This is a genomic window from Candidatus Zixiibacteriota bacterium, assembly GCA_021159005.1.
Taxonomy (GTDB): Bacteria; Zixibacteria; MSB-5A5; order UBA10806; family 4484-95; genus JAGGSN01.
The window spans coordinates 38,213-52,948 of record JAGGSN010000206.1 but is presented as its reverse complement, the minus strand read 5'-3'; the positions used below and the strand labels follow the sequence as shown (position 1 = coordinate 52,948).

The window sequence follows — 14,736 nt, the reverse complement described above, 5'->3', positions numbered from 1 at the left end:
TTCTTAAAGCATGATAAAAAAACTTGCTCAGACATCTTTTATCACTATCATACTTTTGCTCAATTCGACTATTTCATCTGCTATCGATTACGAGCAGGGCGATTGGGTCGGCTATACAAATTTTAAATATATCACCTCAATCGCCGCCGACCAGCGAGTTGTCTATTTCGGCACTACCGGCGGGATAATCCGGTATGATAGATTTATGGATAAATGGCTGTATCCCTTAACCACTACCGGCGGTTTGCCCTCGAATAAGATACATAGGCTGGCTTATGAACCCAATTACGACGAGCTTTGGGCATTAACCGACAAAGGAGCCGCTAAATACAATATCACTTTCGCGGAATGGTATCCAGCGTCTGATTTCCCGGACAGTCTGGTAAGAAATAGCTGGACTCCATCGCGTTTTACCAGCCTGTTCACACCGTTTGGATATGACTACATGAATGGCTATATCACTGACCCTTATATGCGTAGGTTTTCAATTATGGTCGGGTTTGAGGACATTGACGACTTAATGTATATCGGCACCTGGGGCTTGGGACCGGCGATTCTGAATACACGCTATCAGAAAATCGAATTAATGCCGTTCGGGCCGTTCAACTACAATATATCAAGGCTAATAAGAATCGGCAATGATATCTGGATGGGCAGCGATTATATGCTGAGCGAGAAAGCAATAACCAAATACAGCTTAGATACTCAGGAGTGGGAATATTTTGAGCCTGAGTTCGTCTGGGGTTTAAACAGCTCCGAGCTAACCTCAGGCATACAAACAGGCAATCATGTCTGGCTGGGAACTCCAGAAGGCTTAGTTCGCATCAATGGCAATAATTCATTGCAGACATTTTCAAGTCTGCCCTCAAGATATATCCTGTCGTTGGCGGAGTATGGCGGGTTTATTTATGCTGGCACAAAAAACGGCCTGGGCATTGTTCCCACAGATGGAGATATGCCTGATTCATCGTTTAAAACCCCTTTATCGGATGAATACCATTTGCGGGGTTTTCAGGTAAACGACCTTCTAAAGTTCAATGGATGCCTGTATATTGCCACTCATGATGGCGCTTTTTGTTATGATTCTACCCATTTGAAATTCAGAAAAATTGATACGCCGACGCATGATTTGGCCTACGGTGTGAATGATATTTTCTCTGATGGCAGATATCTGTATTTTGGCGCCAGATTCGGGGTTGTTATAATTGATGTCAGGGCGGACACCAGCAGTGTGGCGACCGACCATTCCTACGCTGACAGATGGCAAATAAATGAAGTATGCAGCAATGATAAGTATATTTGGGCAGCGACCTCTATCGGTCTCTGGCGATACAGAAAAGCCGATGAAGAAACCCGCCTTTACACTACTGCCGATGGCCTTCCGACCGATTACATCAATTCTCTTATAATTGATGGCAACTATCTTTGGCTGGGCACAAGCAGGGGCATGGTTCGATTTTTATGGGATTCGCCGGGCCGCGGCGATTGAAAATTGGGCTTGTTTTTTTATTATAATTCCTGTTAATACTTATCAAAAAACCTTGACACAATCCATACCCTATACTATCTATAATTATTAACCTTTTGTCGGGAGGCAAAATTGGATAGATATCCAGATTGTTTAAAGTGTGGGAAAGGCGTGCTTATTCCCTTATCAGACTATGGCCGTGATGGTTCAGAGATTCGGTATAAAGCTTGGGTTTGCACAAATCATGAGTGCGGATTCTCGATTAGAATTGATAACGGCGAAGTATCATTTGGCCGAATTCTGAAATATTCAAATAAGTAGTCCAAGTATATACAGTGAAAATAAATTTTTTAAAAAATCCCGGCTGGAAACTTGGCGGTTTACTGTTGGCATTAGCGCTATGGTTTCATCTTACAACCGAACAGCAGTTCAATAAAAATATTACTGTTGATATAGATTATATTAATATTCCCGATAGCCTTGTACTGACCGATACCAGTCAGAAATCGGCAATAGTGCAGATCACCGCCAGCGGCAAGAAATTATTCAAGCTGCTGTATTTTGATGATATTCGACTTATCATTGACCTTTGTGAGTATACCAAGCCCGGAGCTTATTCGGAAAAATTATCCCGTGAACAGATGACTAATTCCGCCGAAATGACCGGTGTGGGTATAAATTTTATTGGCGTGCATGTTTGCGATTTTGAGCTGATTCGACAAGAGTAATACAATGCTTATACTTGGCATTGAAACATCCTGCGATGAGACTGCCGCCTCAGTTTTACAAACGCCCCGAACGCTTCTATCAAATGTTATTTATTCACAATTAATTCATAAAAAGTTTGGCGGTGTAGTGCCCGAACTGGCATCCCGTGAGCATATAAAAAAACTTGTTGGCATCGTAGATGAGGCTTTGGACAAAAGCGGTTGCAGCCTTAGCGATATTGACGGTTATGCGGTAACTTACGGTCCCGGTTTGGTCGGCGGCTTATTGGTGGGATTGACATTTGTGAAATCGATGGCGCAAGTATTGGGCAAGCCGTTCTATGGGGTAAATCATTTAGAGGGTCATATATTTTCAAACCGTCTGCAATACTCAGAATGCCAGCCGCCGTTTATTGCCTTGATAGTATCTGGCGGTCATGCCAATTTAGTACTGGTTAGGGATTGGGGCGATTATAAGCTTTTGGGGAAAACCCGCGATGACGCTCCCGGTGAAGCTTTCGATAAAATAGCGAAACTTTTAAAACTTGGCTATCCCGGCGGTCCAGCGATTGAGAAAGAGTCAAGCGGCGGCGATCGAAACTTCTTTAAATTTCCGCGAGCGTATATGGGCAAAGATTCTTATGAATTCTCGTTTTCGGGTTTGAAAACTGCTGTGGCTGTTTATTTAAAAGATAAAAGCGATGAATTTATAAGCAAGCATCTCGCCGATATCTGCGCCTCGTTTCAGGAAGCGGTTTGCGAGGTGTTGGCGGCTAAGGCAGTTGCTGCCTGCCGTAATCTGCAGGTTGACAAAATATCGGTTTGCGGCGGCGTGGCTATGAACAAACGTCTGCAGGAGATGGTTCGAGATATGACGGATGGCGTGCAGGTCTTTTTTCCTGGCGCTGGTTTATGTACCGACAATGCCGCCATGATAGCCGCAGTCGGGGGATACTATCTTGAGCAGGGCAAATCCTCGCCGCTTGATTTGAATGCGGTGCCGTATCTGGGGATTGGAGATTGATTTGTGGTTGGAACACTCCACACGCGTCAATACTCTGTGGTTGGCGTACGTCCTCGTGCGCCAATATGAATCGCCCTTAATATCAGCTCTTTTTATCTTTCAGAAAAAACATCAATATTATAACCAAAACGCCAACGGTAAAATGAAAAATATACTGATTGAAATCCCTGGCGATAATATAATATCCTGCCATTCCGGTTAAAGCTATCCCCTCGATTATTAAAACCGCGACTATTTTTTTCTTGAGATTAGCTTCAATGGTGGCATAGCCAAAACCGACACTCCAGACAATAAAAAATATTATCAACAATGGCAGGTCTATAATGGTTTGATCCGGAGTGTATATATCTACTATGAAAAGAAGGAGAACCGCCGCTAAAAATGCGCCGGCTAATGCTGTAACGATTTTCATAGAAAATAGAAAACCCGCCAACCTTTATCTGACTTATAAAGGTATAATTTTGAATAATGCGTTTTACCGTATTCCTTATCAAGAAGAGTCAGCTCGACCTCCGCAGTATCGCCCACAATAAGCTCCTGATTGATAACTGCGGTTACTCTTTTCCAGAAAGCGCGAGTACCGCCATCACCGGTGAGGTTTTGGATAATCCGATTGCGAAAATATTCCGGCGTTTCGGTTGAATCAATCGGCGGAACTTCCTGCATTCTACGTTTGACCATACTGTCAACATCGAAATGCTCCTCGATAGCCAGCGAATCATCCTCAATTACAGAGCCGATAAATTCCATGGCAACTTCCCGCGGTGATTGAGAGCCGCATCCGATTAACAATCCGATAAGGCACAGACTTATTATTAGTAATCTAATCATGCTTTTATTTTAGCATAAATAATCATATATGTCAATTTAAAATATCCACAGAAATTGCTGTGTAGCAATTCGCAGCGGAGCATGAACTGACACACCTTGCTTGACAAGAAAACCGGCAGGTCACGTTTCACTACGACCTGCCCAAACAGCTCTGCATTAAGTAGGGCAGGTCGCCGCGGCGACCGACTTCTGCCTATTTTTTCAATTGTCAGGAACCCTTGCCTGTGCTGGCATAAGTTTTTCTTATGCCAGAGATTGTCGGAAGCAACTTCCGACAACACATATAAGCAAGATATAGCTAACTACGGCTCCGAATATTCATGGAACCTATCAACCAACTCAAACCGCGCATAGTCCTTTATAAACGTAAGGTCAATCGTCCCGGTTGGACCATTCCTCTGCTTGCTGAGCATTATCTCCGCTTCCGGTCCCCAGTGTCCCTCATCATCCCGGGGGCGATGGATGAATATGACAACATCCGCATCCTGTTCCAGCGCGCCCGATTCTCTCAAGTCCGACAACTGCGGCTTGGCATCCTTGCCGCGCATTTCAATCTGACGGGACAACTGCGATAGCGCAATAATCGGCACTTTCAACTCGCGCGCCATTGCTTTTAATGACCTTGATATATATGAAATTGCCTGCTGACGGCTTTCAGAGTGTCTGGGTTCCTGAACAAGCTGAAGGTAATCCACTACAACTAAGCCAAGGTTTTCCCTGGATTTTAACCGTCTGGCTTTGGCTCTCATCTCAAGGACGCTCAATACAGGCGTATCATCTATATAAATCGGCGCCTCAGACAATGGTCCCACGGCAATTGATAAGTTAGTCCATTGATTATCAGCCAGCTTGCCTATTCTCACGAGATGGGATGATATTCTTGCCCGACTGCAAAGAAGACGCTGAGCGATTTGCTCTTTTGACATTTCCAGTGAAAACAACAGTACCGGAATTTTATTTTCGACAGCCACATGCTCGGCTATATTAAGACTGAAAGCTGTTTTCCCAACAGATGGCCGGCAAGCTATTATAATCAAATCCGATTTTTGAAACCCTGACGTCAAATTATCCAAATCGATAAATCCGCTGGGTACTCCGGTTAAGTTTCCTTTACGTTCGCTGTAGCTTTCGATTGTTTTAAAAGTTTCATGCAAAACATCGCTGATAGGCACCGCGCCGCTTTTCATTTTATCCTCTTTTATCGAGAAAATTTCCTGCTCGGCGGAATCTAATAAATCGTCGACATCCTGCGTTTGATCATATACGCGGGATAAAATAGTATTAGCGGCACCAATTAAACTGTTCAAGGTGGCTTTATCCAACACTATTTTGGAATGATATCCAACATTAGCTATGCTTGGCGATGCCTCTGTTAATCCCGCCAGATAAGCCCGTCCTCCGATATCCTCAAGCTGACCGCGGTTAGCCAATTCCTCCGACACAGTGACCAAATCAGCCGGCTCATTTCTGTCATAGAGATCGGCTATAACCTTAAATATCTTCCTATGTGCGGGACGGTAGAAATACCTTTCGTTTAGCAGCTCAATTGCGCTGTCAATCGCATCCTTGGATAACAGCATTGCCCCTAATACAGATTGTTCGGCCTCTATTGCCTGAGGAGGTATTTTTTCAATTGCCTCAGCCATTTATTGCTTCAACTCCTCTAATTTTTTTAACATTTTTTGCATATCATCCCATAGCGGCCGCTTATACTGATTTGAGCGAAGCAAAGCCGCAGGGTGATATGTTACCATGAGTATCGTTCCCTGATAATCAAACCACTGATTGCGCATCTTGCCCAGAGTCATTTTTGTTTGCAGAAGTCTTTGAGCGGCGATGCGTCCAAGGCAGCAGATTATTTTCGGCTTAATCAGCTTTATTTGATGGTGAAGGAATGGTTCGCAGGTTTGCGCTTCCTCTGCAAGCGGGTCGCGATTTTGCGGAGGACGACACTTGAGAATATTGGCGATATAAATATCATCTCGGCTTAATTTCATAGCATTTAGTATTTTATCCAGAAGTTTTCCGGCGCGGCCAACAAATGGCCGGCCCTGCCTGTCCTCATCCGCGCCGGGCGCCTCGCCTACAAACATTATCTCCGCCCGAGGATTGCCCTCGCCAAAGACAAAATTTATACGGCTTTTACCCAGCTCGCATTTCTGGCATTCGCAGATTGTTTCGAACAACTTATCGAGACTTTCCGCTTTTTTAAATTCATCTATGCTGAGCATAGTATCCTCATTGAGTACATTATTTTCGACAATTTCAGGTTCGGGCATTTCCATATCGAAAGGCCGATAGATAACTTTTTCGCCAAGTTCAAGCCGTTGTTCCAAATAACGGCGAAGCATTATATCGATACCATCCTGCATTATTTTTTTCTGTCTTTAAATAATTTGACCAGTTCATCTATTATCACATGCGCCAGTTCGATTTTGGGCATAACCTGCAAATCAACAGGCTTTTTCCCCCTGATAAAAATAACAGCTTTATTGAAATCAGAGCCAAACTCGACACCTTTTTGGGTGGGATTATTGGCAACAATTATATCGAGTTTCTTATCGAGCATTTTCCGTTTGGCGGCGGCTTTAAGATTTTCAGTTTCGAGCGCAAAGCCTACTAATATTTTCCGGTTACGTTTTGAGGCAAGCGCGCTTAGTATATCGGGATTCTTTACTAACAGCAGGGATAAGTTCTGTTTACTTTTCTTGATTTTCTGTTTTGAATATACTTTTGGTTTATAATCAGCTACAGCGGCTGTCATAAATACGGAATCGACGGTGTTGTAATATCTATCTACCGCTGTCTTCATCTGCTCGGTGGTTTCGACCGGCATAACCTCAACGTCAAGGGGCGCCTTAATTGAAACCGGCCCGGATACTAATATTACCTCAGCGCCGCGGTCTTTCAATGCCTCAGCGATTGCATAGCCCATCTTGCCGGATGACCGATTGGAAATGAATCTAACCGGGTCAAGCGGTTCGACTGTAGGTCCGGCAGTTACTAAAATTTTATAGCCAGCTAAATCATCCCTTCCCCGAATCATCGATTTTAACCGCTTGAAAATCTCATCAGGTTCAACCATCCGCCCCTCTGCGATTGCCATATTAGCGAGATGACCTTTGGTAGGTCCGATAAATTGAATATTATGTTTTTTCAATTCGTTAATGTTGCGCTGGGTGGCATAGTTTTGCCACATCTTCACATTCATAGCGGGGGCGATAAGCTTGGCACCATCGAAAGCCAAAAGCTGAGTGGATAGCGCATCATCGGCGATACCTGATGCCATTTTGGCTATTATGTTTGCAGTAGCGGGAGCTATTACAATAATATCAGCCCAATCAGCCCAGTTCACATGTTGAAGGCTGTCGCGGTTGGGGTCCCACATGTTGGTAGAGACCGATTCGGCGCCTAAGGCTGAGAATGTCAGCGGCGCAACGAATTTTGATGCCGATTCAGTCATTACCACTCGCACCTTGGCGCCGGCTTTGACCAATAGCCGCAAAAGCTCGCAAATCTTAAAGGCGGCGATACCGCCGGATATGCCAAGCAGGATGTTTTTGTTTTTTAGAGATTCTGCCATGATATTCTCCTTATTATGTATATAGATTTTATATTAAAAATAGCTAAATATCAACCACATTCGATTAACATTTTATCAACGGTTTTTGGCGGGTTGGTGAATATGGGCAGGTAATATCAATATTTTTAAAACTAATATCAGTAATTTATTATACCATTGACTATCATACAAGATATTGCAATTAATCGATTTAATGATACGTATGAATCAAAGATAATTTCACGGAAAATTGAAAAAAGAGGGCATCCGGTAGCTGTCGGACGCCCCACTATAGATCTAACACTGCCAATATTTACTAAACAGCACAATTACTATTTATATTTGTTCAAACCGCGCCTGGAAGAATCTTAACAGCTTCGGTTCGAATACAAACTTAAGTCCGCGAATCTGGTCTCGTTTATTGTAAAGGTTAATTATACCCTCAGCGGCATAATCGAGATGGCTCTGAGTATATACGCGCCTTGGGATAGTCAGACGGACAAGTTCGAGTTTTGGCTTGAAATTTTCGCCGGTTTCCGGGTTGCGGCCTGCCGAAACATTGCCGCGCTCCATTGCCCGCACGCCGGTTTCAACATAGATTGCCGCCGCCAGCGCCTGAGCTGGAAACTGCTCCTGCTCGATATGCGGCAAAAAGGATTTAGCGTCAAGGAATATAGCATGGCCGCCATGAGGGATAACATGAGGTACGCCGCCCTCTGTCAGAATTTCTCCCAGATAGTTGGTCTGTTCAACGCGATATTTGATATAATCATCAGTGGCTACCGATTCCCTGATACCCTGTGCCAAAGCCGCCATATCGCGCCCGCTCATGCCGCCATAAGTGTGAAGCCCCTCGAATATTACCACCTGCGCTTTAGCATCGATAAAGAAATCCTCATCATTCATTGCCAGGAAACCGCCAATATTCACCAAACAATCTTTCTTAGAGGAACAGGTACAGCCATCGGTATATGAACATATTTCCTTGACAATTTCTTTTATGGATTTATTAGCATAACCATCCTCGCGCTTTTGTATGAAATAGGCATTTTCAACGGTTCGAGTATTGTCGAGCATGATTTTGATATCATATTTGTCACAAAACTTGCGCAGTTCTCTGATGTTGGCAATTGATATAGGCTGTCCACCAGCCATATTTACGCATGTCTCATAGCTGATATAGGGGATTTTATCAGCGCCGACTTTATCGACAAGCCGCTGCATTTTATTGATATCAACATTGCCCTTGAAAGGGAAAGGATTCGCTGGGTCGTGGGCTTCGTCGATAATAACATCCACAAATTTGCCGCCAGCCAATTCCTGATGCAGGCGCGTTGTTGTAAAATACATATTTCCCGGAATGTGATCGCCCTTTTTAATTAGCAGTTTCGACATAATATGTTCAGCAGCGCGCCCCTGATGGGTTGGCACGAAATACTTGTAGCCGTATACATCTTGCACCGCTTGCTCAAGGTCATAGAAATTCCGGCTGCCGGCATATGCTTCATCCCCAAGCTGCATAGCCGCCCATTGGGCATCGCTCATAGCGCTTGTACCGCTATCTGTCAGCAGGTCGATATATACATCCACGCTTTTTAAAAGAAAGGTGTTATATCCCGCTTCTTCTATGGCTTTTTTCCGTTCATTTTTTGTAGTAACTTTGATTGGTTCGACTGTTTTAATCTTAAATGGCTCCGGTATGTATTTCACTAATCCTCCCTGTTTGAGCATTTATTTCATATTTAATTAATTACCTGTGACAGGCTAATACCTGCGCCTGTATTTTGGTGATAATATATACTTTTATGGTGCTCAAGTCCAATGGATTAAATCGCGATTGAAATAAAACGATTTAACCCCAGATTTTGCAGTAGAACTACAAAATAAATCACTACTGTCCGGTCTTTTCGATTTAGTTCTTCAATAATATAGTAAAGCGAAACTTTCTTGAATTATAATCTAAGCAGCAGCAAGATGTTGGACGATTCCAGTTAACATTGATATTTCATTTTTTATTTTGTTAAATATTTCGGGATAAGATTTGAGAAATTGATTTTAATTCGATGATTATCCATTTACGTCTTTCCCCCGCCGCGGCGGGGGAATGACATCACTATAGCATCCGCCAAAGGCGGACAAAAGCCCGGACAGTAGTGCAGTTATCTAATACTTCACTTTTCCGGGAGGCTATTTTTATGCAAATGTGTATTGATATCGAATTAAAATTATAGTCAGGGAAATACATGTTATCATCAAGAGCCAGAACGTGAATATACACGTTGATTGCTGCGCAACAATTTACAGTTAGGAAAAATATCTTCGTCTAATAAAAGTTGCAAAATCGCAATTCTATCGTTTGTATCCCTGAAGCATCTCGGCAGCCTGATTAGCTTCATCGGTACCGGGGAAATCATTAACTACATCCTGAAAGTATTGCTTAGCTTTGGTTCTATACCTTTTCTTATATAATGACATGCCCAATTTGAGCTTAGCTGAAGCCATGTGTTCGGATTTGGGGTAATCCTCAATCAGCTTGTTATACCAACTCTGTGATTTTGTGTAATCTTTCTGAATATAATAACATTCACCAATCCAGTAAACAGCATTATCAGCCAACGTGGTTTTCGGGTATAATTGGAGATAGTTCTCAAAACCTTTTACAGCCATTTTATAATTGCCCTTAATCACGTCTTGATAAGCTATTTTATAAACTTTCTGATGGTCAATTTCGCCGCTTGTTTTTGTTGAATCAGACTGATTCTTAACATTTGGCCCGGGGCTTTTAGAATCCATCATCTCCACAGACCTGTTAATCATGCCAACGGCATCCTCGAGGTTGGATTCTACCAACAGCATTCTTTCCTCAAGCGCCGACATGCTCATTTTCAAATCGGCGTTCAGCTTTTTAGAGCCTTTGCTCTGTTCAACTATAAGCGAATCAATTTTCTGTAAGGTTGCCATAATCAGTCGGTGTTCACGCTGCAGTTCATTCAACTCAATACTTGTTTCAGCCATCTGGCGGCGCGTGGCGCAGCCCGAAATAAATATTGCCAATAAAGCAGTGGAAATTATCGCTATTATCAAATTCTTTTTCATCATTTTATTTTACCTCGTTAATTATTTTCTGTTCCATGTTCTTACATGACAATTACTATTCACACTGTTATTGATTACCAAAATTTAGCGAATATGTCAAGATAAAGGTTGTCAATCCGGGCTATTTCCCAAACCGGATGGCTTGCAGGGATATATCTGCGCCTGCGAGCCTTAGTGCCAATTCATTAACCGCAATTATTTTTGTGCTGTCGGAAGTTACTTCTGCCAACTCTGATATAAGAAAAACTTCTGCTATTGCATGATAAAATTTGTGAATTTTTATGTTATATCGGTTCGTAGTCCGCCTAAGGCGGATAAACTGACATATTTTGCCTGTCAATAAAGTCAGCAGTCCACGCTTCACTACAACCTGCATAAATTGTTATTTTTGTGCTATCGGAAGTTATTTCCGACAGCTCTGGCGGATGCCAACCCAGTAAGTCAAGCCTACTTGAGGTTTGACCTATTTAACTGGCGATTCAGGTCCCAAGCGGACTCGACCTACTTTTGCCAGCACATATTATCTATTGACAGTGATTATACCATAAACGCCAGATTAAATCTCAACTGCTTCAATTAAATTTATTTTGCCCAATTGGAAAATCATGGTCAAAAAATGCTATCAACGACCGGGTCTGACATCGCCGACCGATTTCTCGATTTTTATATCCGGCAATTGCAATATGTATATCCTAAGATAATAACCGGCCAGCGTCCCGGATGGCCGCCATATAAATTCTCCTGCCCAGCAATGAAGATTACGTTCAAGAGTAAACTTGGGATAATTGGTTCTTTTCGTTTCCATATCATACTGCAAATCCAATGTCATATGCCAACCAGCTGTCAGCGCAAGATCGAATGCCGCACTTAGCCACCTGGTTTTGGAGGTTGTTTTTCCCATACTGCGCTGTTCTGTATATCTGTGAGAAAGGCTTATTTTAATTGCTGTTTCGGTATCCTTATTAGAAAGCATATCTCTATTGTTGGCTCTCGGCAGGGGACGCTCAGTTTCATCATTAAAGCTTAAAGTGTCTTCATCACCAAAGCCAAACCCGCTTTCGCTCTCGCGTCTTTTTCCGAATATAACAAATCTCTGTGAAAAAGACATAGAACCCGACAGGCTTTTCAGCCAGGGATCCAGTGCCCGTAATTCTTTAGTTTGTTCATCATAGAAATCATGAACAGCGCTAAAGCTGAGTTGGATATATTTAAGGGCGCTGCTGTTTATCGAGCTTGAAAGGTTGCTCCATCTTTGCTCATCTTTTTCAAAATCATAGCTGACAGATGAGCTTAATCTGAACAAATCAATTTTCTTCTCGGCTTCGCCCGATTTGATTTTCATCTGAAATAGATTACCTAAGCCAAAACTCATACTTTTTCTTCGGCTTGAGGAAGAGCCAACTCTCGTAAAATCGTAATATTCCTTATTGCGTTCGGTTTTTGGCGCATAACTGTAGCTTATCGAGGGTGTCATCACATGCCGAAGCCCGGTGATATAAAATATATTGGGATAAACCGTGCCATACAGGTTCGTATTAGCTGTAAGCGATGTTGACCAGACCTCCCGACTATAATAACCATCGGTAGCAACTTTAGCATCAGCAGTATCGGCGGCATGAAGCTTATCGATTTTGTAAAACGTCTGTTTTATTACAATAGCTGGGTTTAAAGTTATCGCCCCGAATAATTTCTGAGGAGCCGACAAATTTACCTGGCTGTTAATTGTTTTATATTTCTCCCAATCGAGATAATCCGCAACAAGAGAATCCGACTTTTTGCTTTGATGATGGCGGTTCTGAAGTTTGCTGCTGATTTTGAAATATATCGAATTGTACCATTTCTGGCTGTCCTCCTCAGGTTGTTCTTCCCAAGGCAATACCCGTATATTTGTTTTCTTCGATGGCGGCGGAAATATCTGCATCGATTTACGTGAAAATGTAATCGTTGGCAAAAGTTGCGTTTTTACATCGGTATCAAGGTTCCAATTCTGATCTAAGGCTATCGCAGCCGATTCATTTTTCCATCTTTTGCTGAGGCTGGCATTAGCGCGCACAGTACGTCTCAGTCTTTCATCCTGATCGTAGCTGTTGTCAATATTATAGTCTTTGCTTGATTGAAAAGAACCGCCGGCTTTTAAATTCATCGTTTCGGTTAGGGGCTGGTTGTGAGAGAAATTTATGCCCCAACCAACATTAACATTCCTCTCATAGCCGCTCCAGCTTGTCTGACGCGAAAATGAACCGCTTACTCTGCCGGAAAGAACATAACGGAGCGCGTAATTAATCGAACTATTTATGCGAATGCTTTTGTTTTCATCAAAATCAAGACTTGATTTAATATCCCAGTAATCGGAGGCAGCCCAATAATAGCCGAAGTTTCTTATAAATCTATTCTGGCTTTCAATATTGCTCATGTTAAATGTTAAAAAACCGGAATGCCTGCCTTTGCTGATAGGAAATATATAGTAGGGGATAATGAATACCGGCAGCGGACCTATAAAAAGTATTACCGGTTTGGCAATTACCTTATCTTTGGAAACCATTTTCATCCTATGACAATAGAAATGAAAATGGGGATGCTCTAAATCGCAGGTAGTATATTCGCCGGATGATACAAACAAAACATCCTTTTCGACCTGCCTTAACTCTTTGCCATGATAAAAACCATTGTCGAACTCTGTTTTTCCAAGCTCGACTTTGCCTCTGCGGGTTTTAATATTATAGGCCATACGCTGCCCATATAATTCATCGCCGCTTTCGCTTAATACCGGCGTCTGAACCAGAGTATCGCCGGAATCGGATTGCTCGATAAATCCGGTGGCAATCATAATGGCTTCATTGATATCAAAATCTATTAAGCCTGATTTAAGAGTCATTGCCTGGTATCTCAACCGGCTGTTGTTTTTAAGCTTTATCAATTTATTGTCAACATCATAATCGATTTCATGAGCATCATAGTAAGTGGTTTCAGGTTCAACTTCGCCGGTATCCAGAATTTTTTCTTCGGTGTATTTCCCCTCGGCGCCGCCGATTATCAGAATCCGGCAGACATCGGATTCTTTGAAGAAAAGAGTAATTGAATCGCCGCTGGCTGTATTTTGTCCATTGGCCGTCGAATCATTAGGCGCTGGAATATAATGGCTGACTGCGTTGCGCCTCATCACGGCTTTCGTTAATTCATCATTATCGAAATACGCTTCAAGTTGTTTTCCCTTGAGGGTTGCATTGGTGTATTCCTCAATGGTGCTATCCGGTTGTGAACGATAGGCGGCACTGGCATTGCCCTCGATAAGCATTCCTATTAATATCCTATCAAGCGTCTGTAATTCTATCTGGTCGCCTTTGAGTACATTTTCATTATGGGTAACAATCGGATCGCCGTTAAGCACAATCCTTTGACCCGAATCGAAAAAATCAGCTTTGTCACAATCGGCAATCATGTTGCGGCGAGTTATCTTGACATTATTAACAGCTTCCCCTGTCTTTTGTTCGCTGTTATAGATAATGCTGTCGCCGACTATTACCATTCTTGCCGAATCATCATCGGGATAAACCGTAAACACCGGCTCGCCGGTAGCGGTAAAATTATCGATATCCTTTTGAAAAACCACCGTATCAGCAGTTAAAAGCAATTGCTCGAATTTATCTGTAATCTCAACATCATCGACAGCCTTAGCCAGCCCCGTTCGCCGATAGTAAGTTAATTGTTGACATTTTAGCGTGCGTGAACCGTCAATTAATTTGACTGAGTCGATAAAAACTACAACATCCGTTTTTTTATACCAGATAACCCTTTCGGAGAACATATCGGCGGTGCCATGTCTAAGATGCACATTGCCGAAAAGGTTTAAGATGTTGTTTATATCCTCGCCGCTTGATAAGAATTTATCTGCATGAATCAAATCTATAGGCTTATCATCCTTGTTTTCGCCATAGCAAAGACATGCGGCTGTCAGCATTATCAGTATTGAAAGGTTGATTATTTTCATCATCTTTTTCATACGTAAGGACACATTATTTGTGCCCTAAAGATGCTTATAATCAATTTT

General features: G+C 42.5%; 12 protein-coding genes. 4 read left to right on the top strand and 8 right to left on the bottom strand.

Annotated elements, in window-relative coordinates:
- Positions 1-10 precede the first annotated feature (10 nt).
- The 4 genes from J7K40_13420 (at position 11) to tsaD (ending at position 3,199) form a co-directional block, all read left to right on the top strand.
- The gene (locus J7K40_13420; protein MCD6163394.1) at positions 11-1,489 is read left to right on the top strand and encodes a hypothetical protein; all 1,479 of its coding nucleotides are present in this window, start codon (positions 11-13) and stop codon (positions 1,487-1,489) included.
- Positions 1,490-1,600: 111 nt separating this feature from the next.
- Entirely contained in the window at positions 1,601-1,789 is a 189-nt protein-coding gene (locus J7K40_13415) for a hypothetical protein (GenBank protein MCD6163393.1), read from the top strand.
- Between the two features lie 14 nt (positions 1,790-1,803).
- Positions 1,804-2,196 carry a hypothetical protein gene (locus J7K40_13410; GenBank protein MCD6163392.1) on the top strand — a complete coding sequence of 131 codons (393 nt, stop codon included), beginning with the start codon at positions 1,804-1,806 and terminating at the stop codon, positions 2,194-2,196.
- Positions 2,197-2,200: 4 nt separating this feature from the next.
- A complete protein-coding gene (gene tsaD, locus J7K40_13405) occupies positions 2,201-3,199 on the top strand; it encodes a tRNA (adenosine(37)-N6)-threonylcarbamoyltransferase complex transferase subunit TsaD (protein MCD6163391.1) in 999 nt (332 codons plus the stop codon).
- A gap of 82 nt (positions 3,200-3,281) precedes the next feature.
- On the opposite strand, the gene J7K40_13400 is transcribed toward tsaD, so the two are convergent.
- From J7K40_13400 to J7K40_13365, 8 genes are all read right to left on the bottom strand, one after another.
- Positions 3,282-3,611, bottom strand: a complete 330-nt coding sequence (locus J7K40_13400) for a hypothetical protein (protein ID MCD6163390.1) — start codon at positions 3,609-3,611, stop codon at positions 3,282-3,284.
- Entirely contained in the window at positions 3,608-4,030 is a 423-nt protein-coding gene (locus J7K40_13395) for a hypothetical protein (protein MCD6163389.1), read from the bottom strand. The genes J7K40_13400 and J7K40_13395 overlap by 4 nt, the downstream gene beginning before the upstream one ends.
- Positions 4,031-4,332: 302 nt before the next feature.
- The gene (gene dnaB, locus J7K40_13390) at positions 4,333-5,676 is read right to left on the bottom strand and encodes a replicative DNA helicase (protein MCD6163388.1); all 1,344 of its coding nucleotides are present in this window, start codon (positions 5,674-5,676) and stop codon (positions 4,333-4,335) included.
- On the bottom strand, positions 5,677-6,315 hold the full coding sequence (locus J7K40_13385) for a uracil-DNA glycosylase (protein ID MCD6163387.1): 639 nt from the start codon (positions 6,313-6,315) through the stop codon (positions 5,677-5,679).
- Between the two features lie 86 nt (positions 6,316-6,401).
- Complete coding sequence (gene coaBC, locus J7K40_13380) at positions 6,402-7,613, bottom strand: bifunctional phosphopantothenoylcysteine decarboxylase/phosphopantothenate--cysteine ligase CoaBC (GenBank protein MCD6163386.1); 1,212 nt, start codon at positions 7,611-7,613, stop codon at positions 6,402-6,404.
- Between the two features lie 315 nt (positions 7,614-7,928).
- Positions 7,929-9,323 carry a tyrosine phenol-lyase gene (locus J7K40_13375; GenBank protein MCD6163385.1) on the bottom strand — a complete coding sequence of 465 codons (1,395 nt, stop codon included), beginning with the start codon at positions 9,321-9,323 and terminating at the stop codon, positions 7,929-7,931.
- Positions 9,324-9,941: 618 nt separating this feature from the next.
- Positions 9,942-10,691, bottom strand: a complete 750-nt coding sequence (gene ybgF, locus J7K40_13370; protein MCD6163384.1) for a tol-pal system protein YbgF — start codon at positions 10,689-10,691, stop codon at positions 9,942-9,944.
- 619 nt (positions 10,692-11,310) lie between these two features.
- Positions 11,311-14,688 carry a hypothetical protein gene (locus J7K40_13365; GenBank protein ID MCD6163383.1) on the bottom strand — a complete coding sequence of 1,126 codons (3,378 nt, stop codon included), beginning with the start codon at positions 14,686-14,688 and terminating at the stop codon, positions 11,311-11,313.
- Between the last annotated feature and the right edge of the window lie 48 nt (positions 14,689-14,736).

What these genes read in the sequence shown, in the direction of transcription:
- J7K40_13420 (MCD6163394.1), top strand. Translation starts at nt 11, where the DNA reads ATGATAAAAAAACTTGCTCAGACATCTTTTATCACTATCATACTTTTG.
- tsaD (MCD6163391.1), top strand. Translation starts at nt 2,201, where the DNA reads ATGCTTATACTTGGCATTGAAACATCCTGCGATGAGACTGCCGCCTCA.
- J7K40_13400 (MCD6163390.1), bottom strand. Translation starts at nt 3,611, where the DNA reads ATGAAAATCGTTACAGCATTAGCCGGCGCATTTTTAGCGGCGGTTCTC.
- J7K40_13395 (MCD6163389.1), bottom strand. Translation starts at nt 4,030, where the DNA reads ATGATTAGATTACTAATAATAAGTCTGTGCCTTATCGGATTGTTAATC.
- dnaB (MCD6163388.1), bottom strand. Translation starts at nt 5,676, where the DNA reads ATGGCTGAGGCAATTGAAAAAATACCTCCTCAGGCAATAGAGGCCGAA.
- J7K40_13385 (MCD6163387.1), bottom strand. Translation starts at nt 6,315, where the DNA reads ATGGAAATGCCCGAACCTGAAATTGTCGAAAATAATGTACTCAATGAG.
- coaBC (MCD6163386.1), bottom strand. Translation starts at nt 7,613, where the DNA reads ATGGCAGAATCTCTAAAAAACAAAAACATCCTGCTTGGCATATCCGGC.
- J7K40_13375 (MCD6163385.1), bottom strand. Translation starts at nt 9,323, where the DNA reads ATGCTCAAACAGGGAGGATTAGTGAAATACATACCGGAGCCATTTAAG.
- ybgF (MCD6163384.1), bottom strand. Translation starts at nt 10,691, where the DNA reads ATGATGAAAAAGAATTTGATAATAGCGATAATTTCCACTGCTTTATTG.
- J7K40_13365 (MCD6163383.1), bottom strand. Translation starts at nt 14,688, where the DNA reads ATGAAAAAGATGATGAAAATAATCAACCTTTCAATACTGATAATGCTG.